Here is an 11,947-nt window from a genome sequence, read left to right on the forward strand (position 1 = left end):
TTTGCCTAATATTTTTTCTTATACCTTTGTTGTGAATTGCGTGCCGCACTTTTTACAAGTCACTCGAATCTCACCCTTGCCTTTCGGCGCCCTTTGCTTGAGTTGACAAGTTGGACATGAAAAAATCGTGTAGGTAGTGCTAGCTTGTTGTTCGGATTGACGTTTCAGTTTATTTTTCATTTTCGTAAACCAGCTTTTGATCGCAACTGTTTTTTGTAAATACGCTTGATTTTCGTTTGAACGAACATAGATTTTCTTTGAACTAAATCGAGCGATGGTCAAAGCGATAAAAACGAAGAAGAGTAGATAGCCTAAACTGAGAGGCAACCAATATCTAACGACAAAGAAAAATAATCCTAAAACTAAAAATAAACGATTCAATGGATCAAGACGCGCATATCTCCCTTTCATGACTTGTTGATATTTTTGTTGAGCTTTCATTATACGTTGTATCCAAATAGGTCCCATTTTTTTCTCCATTTCTCTTTTATTCAAAAAGAAAAAGCCTTAGTTGGCCTTTTCCATCGTCATTTGTTGTAACACATGACGGTTCCTCATAAAATCGATCACGATCAGTTTTTTTTCATCTTCACGTTTTACTACTCGAAAGGTATCTTGTAAAGGGAATGTTAACTTCTTAGATTGGATTTCCTTCAAGCGTACAAAACGACGGATCAATGAGAGCAATTGTGGAAACTGGATCGATGTGTGTAATAATTCTGGATATTTTTTTAGTAACTGCGTTGTTTTAAACAAATTTCTTTTTCGGCTGATTTGTTTTAAAAAACTTTTTAATATCTTTTGCTGCCGCTGAAAGATTGAAAGAGAGCCTTCTTCATCGATCTGGTAACGCATCTGACGTTGTAGATCTTTCACCGATAGATGTACTTCAGTGGTACCTGACTCTACGTTGATTCCTTGAGGGAAAAGTTCTGAAATTGCTTTGTCCCACTCATTTAATGATACTTCAAGATAGTCATTCAATGGCAGTTGAAGTTCTTGAACAAAAAATTGCTTCGCAGCTTGAATGCCACCTTGTTCATAAATTTCCCCAATCGTCAACCCTTCTAAATGAAACTCCGGCGAAAAATGCAAGACTGTTTTTTGTTCATCGATTTGCGTATAGATGAATGTCGACCGTTTGAGAATCGTATCTTTTAAAACAACTAAAAAATTCATTCTTTTCCCCCTTTTTTCTACTACAAAATAGCATATTTTCAACTGTTTGTGTGCAAATATGCTGAAGATTTCATAAAATCTTATTCTTTGAATTTTATGCGCATATAAAAAACTTTTTCATGGCTCTATTAGTTTTTTTATTCATGTATTTGATATTATGGGAGATTCGATAACCGTTACCGAGTATCTGAATCTAAAGGTGTCTGACAACTTATAGATTCATTTCGGCGCGCCTTCTGATTTTTTGCTCGTTAATAAGCCTTGTATTCGTATCATTACTATTTGTTTTACCTATATTTTTAATTGTTGAAAAAATGCTATTTCCCGAAGGGGCCTGTGTAAGCTGTGAGACGTTGATTGCTGTCGTTATTTCCGCGTTTTCTAAGGTAGTTTCCAATGGATGCTCGTATATTAAATTCTCCACATTAACTACTTTCATCACAGCAAGAACAAACAATAGGTCGCCGTTTCCTAGTTGGTCAGCTAGACTTCTTTTCATTGGTGCGCACTCAAAAAAGTTTCGTCCTAATCCAATTATCACGAAGACAAGCCATTAGCATCTCAGCATCGGTTATTTGAAGGTTTGCTTTTAACATTTTGTCAGTCAGTACAGCATTCAAGACAGCTTGTTTTGTGACAGTCGGCAATTTTAACATGTCACTTACATTTTCCACAAAAGAATTAACCCCCTCGCCATGAATTAGCTTCAGAAATTTTTTCGTATCTCTTTCGAAGATCTTCTCCACTATCCCTGAAACCTATCGGACTCCTTAGATAACTTATCAAATCGTCCGATGATGCGACAATATGGGTCACTTCGTGCATAAGAGTATCCTTGGGACTTGGCTGCACTTGAATCCTTGGTCTAGTAGCTGGATTCACATGAAAAACTATCAAGCATGAAAATAATTCGACATTCAGGGGCAAACCGCATGACAAACGCATGTGCACTCATGAATCCTTTAATTTGTGAGTAGTGATTCTTTGTCACCCCATCATGCAATAAATCAGTAGAAACAAGCCAAATATTTTTTAAAATTAAAATCCTCTATTTGTTGAAGAAGCTGTGCACTTTTTTTCAACTGATAACAAGCGCTTCATAATTTTTTTTACATTTGTTCTTGATTTTCTGCATCACCTCGTCTAAACCTTTCGATTAAGTAAGCTTCCGCAGGCGTAGTTGCAAGAGTCTCTTCTTTTGATAGTTCCTTCTCTATAAATTTCTGGAAATCTTCCTGCGCATTTTTAAACTCTACAGTAAATTATTCTAGAAATGGTTTGAGTGATTCTAGCGCTTTAGTGATATCGATACCAGAAAATACACGATAATTCGGATTTGAATCTTCGGGGAAATCCCCTTTAATCGCTGAAGTAATTAGCTCTCTTAATTTAGCTTCACCACTAATTACAGAAGACGGGAATTCTGGGACAAACTCTTGATATAGGTTCTACCTGTCTCTGAAATCATCAATCCCAAATCATCTAAAGTTTATCTAATCAAAACTTTCTTTATTCATAATTTTAAGTTATAACCTAAAAAAATACTGATCCAGCAAAATAGACAAGGCTTTTTGGTAAAAGAAAAAGCCGTAAAAAACTTAAAATAGCACAAGGTCTATTTTGTTTTTTTCGACTTATTGTCAAAATAAGATTATCAAATTTTAGTATATTTCAAGGTAAGTTCTATTCCAAATTTAGCAACTTGCATTTGGATGAGTTTCAATTATCTTCTAATAAATCTTTCATGTCAACGACTTCGCGATATTGATGGATTTTCGTAATACCAATCACTTTATCGATATCAATACTAAAACAAATACCATTGCCCGGAACATCGATCTTGATACCTTTTCCGATCGCATCCATCACTTCATTTGTCAAAGTATCTGGTACTAATGTCAGAACGATATCCTTTTCCGGTGAGATATCCAACCCTAAGAATTTTCCTGTGTCATGGACTCCAGAACCACGTCCATGTAAAATCGTGCCCCCAGATGCGCCAGCCTTCTTTGAGTAATCGATCACATCTTCCCCAATACCACCATCCACGATCGTGACGATCATCTCGAGATTTAGTGCGACTAAATCATTCATTGTTGTTCCTCCATTTGTTGTAATTTTTCTTTGTTTTTCTGATCTTTTTTGTCTTTTTGTTTATATATGAACCCTAAGACTAATGTCGATAGTATCGGTGTCAATGCGATCATTGCCACCACACCAAAACCATCAAGAATTGGATCTCGACCATCGATCTGTGTGGCGATTGCCACACTCATAGACAAAATAAAGGTAGAACACATCGGTCCTGTGGCGACGCCACCGTTATCAAAAGCCATCGATAGAAAAATCTTGTCAACTTTTGCACCTAAGACAAATGCTAAGCCATATCCAGGGACCAAGAAATAATAAAGAGAAAAACCAGCTAATAAGCGCCACATGGACAGACCGACTGCTAAACCGATCCCAATCGAGATCACTGCTAACATTACTTTTGCATGAATCCGACCTTCACTTAATTCTTCGACTTGTTTGACCATCACATGGATGGCTGGCTCTGCAAAACCTACTAAAAATCCCATAACAAACCCTAAAGGAATCAGGATCTGATTATTCGCTAAAGAAGCAATTGCACTCCCCAGGTGTTGTCCCACTGGTACATAAGCAACATTTACACCATGTAAAAATAGAATTAATCCGATAGTTGTGATCAAAAAACCTTTCATGATATCCAAAAAACGTTTTTTTCTTAATTTAAATGAAAGAAAGTTCATCAGTACAAATAAGATCACGATTGGTGCCACCGCAAGGATGACTTCATATCCGACTTGTCCAATACCTGTAAAAAAAGTGACCAAAAAATTCATTGGAAGATCACCCCCAAGATCATGACAGCCAAGATAGGACCAAGTGAGGCAATACCAACCATTCCAAAGCTATCATTTTCATTTTTCCCTTGACGGATCATGCTTGTCATTCCACCAGCCAAGGCTAGAATAAACGGAACAGTCACTGGGCCGGTTGTGACTCCACCTGCATCAAAAGCAATTGGCATAAATTCATTACTTGTGAAAAAGGAAGCGATGAGTACCGCAAGATAACCGATCACCATCAATCGATAATACGACAGTTTAAATACGACTCTTAGTAGGGCAAAAGCTAAAAATACACCAGTTCCCACACTGACTATACCGATCAATAAGACTCGACCAATCTCTCCATCCGAAATATCAAATACTTGTTGACCTAATACTTGTACAGATGGTTCGGCAATCGTGATCACGATTCCAATCAGAAAACCCAAACTAATAACGATTGGTAGACTTTTCTTTTTGATCATATATTTACCAACTAAATCACCAACTTCCATCATCGAATAATCCGCACCAAACAAAAAGAGACTCATACCAACCATCATCATGATTGCTCCTAAAATGAATCTTCCCATGCTTTCAACATCTAATGGTGCAAATACAAAGGTCAGGATAACGATCAATATCGTCATGGGCATGATCGCAATGATTACTTCTTTAAAATTTTTTCTCATGTATCCTCCTCCTTTACTTCTAGTTTACCTGATTAAAAGTAAGTTTACGAGGAAAAACAGTAAGCGATACCATTTTTATGTAAAAACGGTAAAAAAAAACAGCAAAAAAACTAACTAGAGTATCAAAAAAAAATCGACGAATATTGTTTTATATCTATGCAAAAAAAGGCTAAAATACATGCTATAAGCAATAAAAGCCAGAAATAGATAAACTATTTCTGGCTTTTACCGCTTATTTTAAATAAGTTTATTTTATAACAAAAGTTATCCGCATATTGTAAATCTAACGGTGACGTTTTTCATATTTTTGATCATTCAAGTGATAGTGCCTGAACATGAAATTTCAGGCTTATTTCTGTCTATTTGACAGAACCAATCATCCCTTGAACAAATTGTTTTTGTAAAACGAAAAACACGAGTGCAGTTGGTAAGGTCGCAATCACCAGTCCACTCATGATCATGCCATAGTCTGGTGTATAGGATGCCCCCATGGCTGATAATACTAATGGAACTGTTCGTTTATCTGGAGATTGTAATGCTACTAAAGGCCAGAGGTAATTGTTCCAACTACTCATAAACGTGATGATCGCCGCTGCGGCATACGTATTTTTAGCTGTTGGTAAATAGACACGAAAGAAAATACTTAATTCTTTAAGACCGTCTAAACGTGCCGCCTCTACTAGGTCCTTAGGAAAGGATTTCGCGTTTTGGCGGAAAAAGAAAATCAAAAAAGCGGTACTTACTGAAGGTAAGATGACGACTAGAAAACTATTGATTCCTAATATCGTACCATTCAATTGTGAAAACATCCGATATAGCGGGATCATCAATGCCGCAAAAGGGACCATCATCGATAATAACAAAATATTAAAAACGACTTCTTTTCTTTTACTCTTATAGATCTCAAAGCCATAACCTGCCATGGAGGAGATCAATAAAGCAAAAATCGTTGTAACCACAGCGATCATTGCAGAATTAAGTAGAGAGCGTGAAAAATTCAAGTCATTCGAAAAGAGATTTTGGAAATTGATCACTAAATTTTCACCGATCATCAGTTTACCTGAACTAATATCGACTGCTGTATTTGTCATCCCTAAAATCATCCAAACAAACGGGAAAATTGAAATAAAGGAAACGATGACTAAAGAGGTATATTTAAAAATGCTTAAGAGTAACTGTCCGATACTCACTTGCTTTTTTGTAATTGACCGGGGTTGACTACTTGTCATTTCTCTCATTTGCTCTCACTCCCTATTTTAGTTTGAATCACTGATAACAAGACAATAAATAGTACGATAACGAAAGAAACAGCTGCGGCATAACCAAAATTCGGAGTGAATTTATAACTCAAATTATAGATATATTGTGACAATGTCGTTGTTGCATTTGCTGGCCCACCACCAGTGATATTTTGTACCTCATCAAATAATTGCAAGGTACCGATTGTTGAAGTGATCGACGTAAACAAAATGATTGGTTTCAAGTTAGGTATCGTGATTTTAATGAACTGTTGCCACCTTGATGCGCCATCAATATCAGCAGCTTCGTATATTTCTGGATCGATGTTTTGCATACCAGATAAAAAGAAAATCATATTATACCCTGTCCAACGCCATGTGATGGAAATAATGATCAATACTTTTGCCCAGAATGGATGAGTCAACCAACCGATCGGGTTATCAATCAAGCCAATTCCAACTAAAAGGTTATTGATTAAACCTGATTGGGAAAATAAACTTTTCATGATCAAAGAATAGCTGACCATTGAGGTAATACATGGCAAGAAGATCGCTGTTCTGAACAATCCTTTGAACTTCAATTTTTTATCATTCAATAGATTGGAAATAAACAATGCCAAAAACAACATGACAGGAACCTGTACTAATAAGTATAAAAAGGTATTGAAAAATGCTTTACGGAAAGTTGAATCTCCTAACATTCGTTGATAATTTCCTAATCCGTTGAATGTCATGTTTACCGGAGGTCCGCTTTGAAAAGAGGTGATCAGCGCTAACCCCATTGGTATAAAAACTAAAATTGAGATCATGATCACTGGAAGGACTAAAAACGCGTTGCCATTTTTAAATAAATCCTTTTGTTTCATATTATTCCCCACTTTCATTACACATATGTCGAAGAAATACATGCCTCACAGAAAGTCAGACAAAATTGCTAGTTATTTTCTTCTAAGCTTTTTACCACTGCCTCAATGATTAGTTCCATCGGACAGAGAATAGCAAACGAGTGGAACTTCTTATTTTTTCGAATACCATTGCTAAAGTTATACGGGATAGCTAACGGTGCGAATGTCCCCTATCGACATTTCAATTAATTGCTTATTCTATAAACGATACCTTCAAACGAAAGAACAATACTCTCGTTGATCCGTTTGAAGAGATCGCCACTTATTTCTTTGTTATTCCATTCATCATAGGTTTACTGTTGACGCTGAATATGACTTAATTGGCTAATTGAGCTTCGACTTGTTTTTGCGTATCTGCCAAAACTTTTTCTGCTGATTCACCATTGATGATTCGGCTCAAGGATTCCGCCACAACAGATTCAATGGCATAAGTTTCATGACCATAGTTCACTTCAGGGATTTCTGCTGTCCATTTTGAAAAGTCATCGAATACTTTTTGATTACTATAGAACTCAGACGGCTGTTGATAAGCTTCTTGGTCATTCGCGCTCAACATAGTCGATACTAAACCGATCTCTTCTGCTAATTTGCCCATCAATTCTTCATTCGTTGCGAATGTCTTTTCCAAGAAATCTTTCGCATTTTCTTCACCAGCTACGCCCTTGATCACATACCAGCCGGCACCACCCAAGTTGGAAGCTTGTTCTTTTTGCATGTTAGCAGGTAGAGCTGGAATCGGTGCGATCTTCCACTTACCTGATTGATCTTCTGCCCCTTGAATGGTTGAAGAATACCAAGCACCAGTTGGTGTAGAAGCAACAGCTCCTGATTGGACCGCCGTAACCCCAGCATTCCAGTCAGATGTTTGTTCGACTAGATCTTCTTTAAGCAAGGTAGCAAAGAGTTCTAACCCATATTTTAATGATTCATTATTTTCGATCGTCACTGTTTCTCCATCTTCCGAGGTATACCATTCTCCGGCTTGTTGCATGATCATGCGCACACGACCTAAATCGGAAGGATTGACTTCAGAGATTTTTTTTCCTGTTTTTTCTTTGACATCTCGTGCAACTTGTAAATAATCATCCCATGTTAAGTTCTTCATATCTTCTTCTGAATAACCAGCTTCTTCTAAGATATCTGTCCGATAGAAATTGGCTGTCACACCTGAGTCAAAAGGTACACCGTAAATTTTATCGTCAACTTTGTTGACTGCAAATTTATATGCGGCAAAGTTATTTTCATCCACAATATCTGTCAAATCAGCAAACGCATCTGGGTAAGAGGTCAGATACCCTTGGATACGGTAGTCTTCGATCAACACAACATTTGGTAAACCATCGGTATTTCCGCTAGCTAATGCCGTATTCAGTTTTTGTACGATATCATCTTGAGACATCGTTACTACTTCTACGTCAACATCCTCATTTTCGTAAAACTCTTTGGCTTCATTGACGGCTTTGATATTAAAGGCTTCATCCCATGCCCAGACCGTTACTTTATCTTCGTTTCCCGAAGCATCACTGGAAGAATTGCCACACCCGGCAAAAAGTGTAACTGCTGCTGTTAGGACGAAAGCACTAGCTAAAATTTGTTTTATTTTCATTTTTATACCCACCCTTTTTAGTGTTTGTTTTTTTCTTACATGCTTATCATAACAGACTTGCAAACGTTTTCTTCGTTGATGATCGTTCTCAAGAAAAATATCCTAAAATAAGAAAAAAGTACAATTTTGTCATCTTTTGATTTAGTAAATGAAATTTTAGACTTGCATTTGTAAACGTTTCCCAGTATTTTTAACTTACGTAACAAAGGAATAGGGGGAAAAACATTGAAAAATATCGTATTGATCGATGATGAACAGACCATTCTCTCTGGTCTAAGTACCCTGATCGATTGGCCAGCGCACGACTTCCATCTCAAAGGGGCCTTTTCAAAACCACTAGAAGCGCTCGAATTTATTAAGCATCAGCCTCTTGATATCGTCGTAACGGATTTGATGATGCCAGATTTAAATGGTATCGAACTTTCTCGATTGATCAAGAAGGAACAACCTGAAGCAAAAATCTTAGTTTTATCTAGCTATGATGACTTTCAATTGGTCAAAGATTCATTCAAAGAAGGCGTTTCAGATTATTTACTTAAGCCAAAATTGAATCCTAGCGAGTTTTTAGCTTCTTTAAAGAGTCTGGTGGAACAATCTACAGAAGTAAAGAAACCACGTTTGACAGAACTCGAAAAAATGAGTCAGCTACTCAGCACTTATTTGTCCGGAACTTCTCTTGATTTAGGTATATCACGCGAACAATTCCCACATGACTACTTTTTTTTAGTCTATTGTGAAGAAAAGCAATCGGAAAAACTGCGTCGAAGTGAACAATTGATTGCAGAAGCACCACAATATACAAATCAGCTCGCCTCTGTCTTCCCTTTTTCTACGACAGCAAATGATATTGGTTATTTTATCAATGTCGCTTCGAAGAAGGCATTCGATCAGCTGATTGAACGATTTCAGCAAGAACACCAGACAGATTCTTGTCTCTATGTTCTATCTGATGTTCTGGATTTTGAAAACTTTTATTCTGAATTCCTTACATTAAAGCAAAAAAGTAGCGGACAGCACTTTTATCTGACAGATCACTGCGTTATTTGTGAAAAGCTATTATCTCCCCTACTCTCTTCTTATGAACAACAAACAAAAAGTTATTTGACCAAGATCATGAACAAAGATTTTACGTCTGCCATCGAAGAATTGGACAATTACATGAGTAAGGTGCTTGATCAACGTTTGCAACCAAGCTATCTGAAACACGAGATCATCAATCGACTCTATGCCTTGATCAATGCGATCGCGGACGAACATGAAAAAAGAGAAGAAATCATGACACTAAAAATCACAATTCCAGCACAGATCACGCAAGCAGAACGGTGGGATGATCTGGTGTTGATCGTCAATAATACGACGAAGTTATTACGTGAAGTCACCACTACATTCAGAAAAGACAACTCAGATGTGTTGACGTTGATCTATGAGTATGTCCAAGAGAATTATCATCAAGACATCAGTCTACAAACGCTATCCGAAAAATATCATTTTTCTTATAGTTATTTATCAACGATCTTTACAGAAAAGTATGGGATCAATTTTACGAAGTACTTAAAAAAAGTCCGTATCAACCAGGCAAAACTATTGTTGAAAGAATCGAATCTTTCGTTAAGTGATATTGGTCAGCAAACTGGATTTACTGAACTTGGTTATTTTTCTCGGGTATTCAAAGAAGAAACTGGATTGACTCCTTCACAATATCGTAAAGGAATACTGACCGTATGATTAAAAAGCTAAGAGAACACGAGCTTTTGACCAAACTTTTGATCATTCTTTTTATTGCTTTATTCACTCAAGCAGCGACGATTTCTTTGTTTATTTATCAACGCTCAAGAGACGCCTACATCCAACAATTCGATCAATCCAATCGAATGACCTTACAAAAGATCCAACATGATTTTGAAACATTGAATGACAATATAGAGAACACTTTGACATTATTGGCTGAAAGCTCTGCTGTAGAGGGGTATTTCAAAGAAGGCCAACAAACGACTTTGGAGAAAATCAATCAACTACGTACGGTGCAAAAAATGAATGATTCATTGGCACCGATCTTTCCAAACATCAAAGATGATATTTTTCTTTTTGGGGAAAATGGTCGGATGTTCATTAGTAATGACATGGTGAGTGATCTCACTGCTGATGACTTTTTCCAATTAGAGTTGATCCAGAAAGTCAATGAGAATCCAACAGCGACACAAATGGTCTTTACTCAGTTCGGACTGACGAAACGCGATAAACATTCACCAAGTGTCTTGTTTATCAAAAAGCTTAGATCTACTTTGAATCAAACTTATGGTTACGCTGTCGTAGCCATCACTTCTGATGAGTTGGCAAAAATATTCAGCCAATCGGTCGATCCGGAAACCACGCAAATCGATTTTGTGACAGATGAGAAAAAAATCTTTGCTTCAAATGTTCAGAACCGGATCGGAACGACGTTTGATTCATTTGATGAGTTAGTCGAACACGAGACGTTGACCAAAGCCAATCAGCGGATCACTCGTTTACCACTTTACCGACAAAACTCGGCTTTGGTCAGTGAGGTCAATGTCCACTCGATCGCCGATCAAATGAATGTCATTATTCCGATCATCCTTTATAATATTGGAACGCTGATTTTAGGCGGTATCTTAGTGGCGATCTATTTAAATCGCAACACTCGCTCCATCTATCAATTAGTAGATTCATTGAACCAAATCAAAGAACCAGTAGCAGCTACTGTTCCGATCCAAGGAACATATGAGATCCGAACACTCGCTACTACGATCAATCAGCTGCTAACAACGATCAGTGACAATCATACGCAATCTTTACAAAATGAAAAGAAAAAACGGACATTAGAGATACAAGCGATGCAAGCACAGATCCAGCCTCATTTTATATATAATACGTTAACTAGCCTCAAATTTTTAGTGTGGCAACAAGAAAATGAAAAAGCAGTCGCAGGCATCGATAGTTTTATCGACCTTTTGCGCAGTACGATTGGCAATAAAAATGAAATTATCCCTGTAGAAGAAGAACTGAACAGTGTGAGAAGTTATATTGCGATCTTGACACTGCGTTACGGTGATGCGATCTCAACCAAAATCATGGTACCAGAGGAACTTTATTCTTTATATATGCCCAATATGATTATCCAACCGATCATCGAAAATGCTTATTTACATGCGTTCCAAACGAAGAAAAATGGCTACATCACTTTGTATGGGATGATCCGAGAGAATAAATTGACGTTTGAAGTCATGGATACAGGTGATGGCTTTGATACGGAACAGCCAACGAAAAACAGAGACTATTTTTCAGGTATCGGTAGCAAAAATGTTCATGAACGAATCCAATTACTTTATGGTGAAGATTATGGCTTACACATTGATTCAGTAGTTGGTGTGGGTACATCGGTAACGATTACGTTACCGATCATAAAAAAAGAGAGTAATACTGAATGAACGTGGAGACAGAAACAATCCCTTCA

General features: G+C 37.1%; 10 protein-coding genes and 1 pseudogene. 2 read left to right on the forward strand and 9 right to left on the reverse strand.

Annotated features, from left to right (window positions below):
- Window positions 1–18: 18 nt before the first annotated feature.
- The 9 genes and pseudogenes from IGK01_RS07600 to IGK01_RS07640 form a co-directional block, all read right to left on the reverse strand.
- Window positions 19–441, reverse strand: a complete 423-nt coding sequence (locus IGK01_RS07600; protein ID WP_224434815.1) for a hypothetical protein — start codon at window positions 439–441, stop codon at window positions 19–21.
- Window positions 442–507: 66 nt separating this feature from the next.
- Window positions 508–1,179 carry a hypothetical protein gene (locus IGK01_RS07605; protein ID WP_010735291.1) on the reverse strand — a complete coding sequence of 224 codons (672 nt, stop codon included), beginning with the start codon at window positions 1,177–1,179 and terminating at the stop codon, window positions 508–510.
- A 211-nt stretch (window positions 1,180–1,390) separates the two neighbouring features.
- The gene (locus IGK01_RS07610) at window positions 1,391–1,678 is read right to left on the reverse strand and encodes a hypothetical protein (protein WP_010735290.1); all 288 of its coding nucleotides are present in this window, start codon (window positions 1,676–1,678) and stop codon (window positions 1,391–1,393) included.
- A gap of 1,220 nt (window positions 1,679–2,898) precedes the next feature.
- Window positions 2,899–3,273 carry a P-II family nitrogen regulator gene (locus IGK01_RS07615; protein WP_010735288.1) on the reverse strand — a complete coding sequence of 125 codons (375 nt, stop codon included), beginning with the start codon at window positions 3,271–3,273 and terminating at the stop codon, window positions 2,899–2,901.
- On the reverse strand, window positions 3,270–4,043 hold the full coding sequence (locus tag IGK01_RS07620) for a DUF1538 domain-containing protein (RefSeq protein ID WP_409173423.1): 774 nt from the start codon (window positions 4,041–4,043) through the stop codon (window positions 3,270–3,272). The genes IGK01_RS07615 and IGK01_RS07620 overlap by 4 nt, the downstream gene beginning before the upstream one ends.
- Window positions 4,040–4,723, reverse strand: a complete 684-nt coding sequence (locus tag IGK01_RS07625) for a DUF1538 domain-containing protein (RefSeq protein ID WP_010735286.1) — start codon at window positions 4,721–4,723, stop codon at window positions 4,040–4,042. Before IGK01_RS07625 ends, IGK01_RS07620 begins: the two co-directional genes overlap by 4 nt.
- A gap of 359 nt (window positions 4,724–5,082) precedes the next feature.
- A pseudogene (locus tag IGK01_RS07630) lies at window positions 5,083–5,889 on the reverse strand (carbohydrate ABC transporter permease); the annotation flags it as partial.
- A gap of 68 nt (window positions 5,890–5,957) precedes the next feature.
- Window positions 5,958–6,827 carry a carbohydrate ABC transporter permease gene (locus IGK01_RS07635; protein ID WP_010735284.1) on the reverse strand — a complete coding sequence of 290 codons (870 nt, stop codon included), beginning with the start codon at window positions 6,825–6,827 and terminating at the stop codon, window positions 5,958–5,960.
- 355 nt (window positions 6,828–7,182) lie between these two features.
- Window positions 7,183–8,472 (reverse strand): ABC transporter substrate-binding protein, encoded by a 1,290-nt coding sequence (locus IGK01_RS07640; RefSeq protein ID WP_438840630.1) that lies wholly within the window; start codon window positions 8,470–8,472, stop codon window positions 7,183–7,185.
- Between the two features lie 225 nt (window positions 8,473–8,697).
- On the opposite strand from IGK01_RS07640, the gene IGK01_RS07645 reads away from it, so the two are divergent.
- Together IGK01_RS07645 and IGK01_RS07650 are read left to right on the forward strand one after the other, a co-directional pair.
- Window positions 8,698–10,197 carry a response regulator transcription factor gene (locus IGK01_RS07645; RefSeq protein ID WP_169058828.1) on the forward strand — a complete coding sequence of 500 codons (1,500 nt, stop codon included), beginning with the start codon at window positions 8,698–8,700 and terminating at the stop codon, window positions 10,195–10,197.
- Window positions 10,194–11,921: a cache domain-containing sensor histidine kinase gene (locus IGK01_RS07650; RefSeq protein WP_010735281.1), complete on the forward strand. Its 1,728-nt coding sequence runs from the start codon at window positions 10,194–10,196 to the stop codon at window positions 11,919–11,921. The genes IGK01_RS07645 and IGK01_RS07650 overlap by 4 nt, the downstream gene beginning before the upstream one ends.
- The last annotated feature ends 26 nt before the right edge of the window (window positions 11,922–11,947 follow it).

The organism is Enterococcus sp. AZ080 (assembly GCF_051714945.1).
GTDB classification, from domain to species: domain Bacteria; phylum Bacillota; class Bacilli; order Lactobacillales; family Enterococcaceae; genus Enterococcus_B; species Enterococcus_B pernyi.

Bases quoted from the DNA above. Each gene is read 5' to 3' on its own strand.
- IGK01_RS07605 (WP_010735291.1), bottom strand. From the start codon at position 1,179: ATGAATTTTTTAGTTGTTTTAAAAGATACGATTCTCAAACGGTCGACA.
- IGK01_RS07625 (WP_010735286.1), bottom strand. From the start codon at position 4,723: ATGAGAAAAAATTTTAAAGAAGTAATCATTGCGATCATGCCCATGACG.
- IGK01_RS07600 (WP_224434815.1), bottom strand. From the start codon at position 441: ATGAAAGCTCAACAAAAATATCAACAAGTCATGAAAGGGAGATATGCG.
- IGK01_RS07650 (WP_010735281.1), top strand. From the start codon at position 10,194: ATGATTAAAAAGCTAAGAGAACACGAGCTTTTGACCAAACTTTTGATC.
- IGK01_RS07640 (WP_438840630.1), bottom strand. From the start codon at position 8,472: ATGAAAATAAAACAAATTTTAGCTAGTGCTTTCGTCCTAACAGCAGCA.
- IGK01_RS07610 (WP_010735290.1), bottom strand. From the start codon at position 1,678: ATGAAAAGAAGTCTAGCTGACCAACTAGGAAACGGCGACCTATTGTTT.
- IGK01_RS07615 (WP_010735288.1), bottom strand. From the start codon at position 3,273: ATGAATGATTTAGTCGCACTAAATCTCGAGATGATCGTCACGATCGTG.
- IGK01_RS07635 (WP_010735284.1), bottom strand. From the start codon at position 6,827: ATGAAACAAAAGGATTTATTTAAAAATGGCAACGCGTTTTTAGTCCTT.
- IGK01_RS07620 (WP_409173423.1), bottom strand. From the start codon at position 4,043: ATGAATTTTTTGGTCACTTTTTTTACAGGTATTGGACAAGTCGGATAT.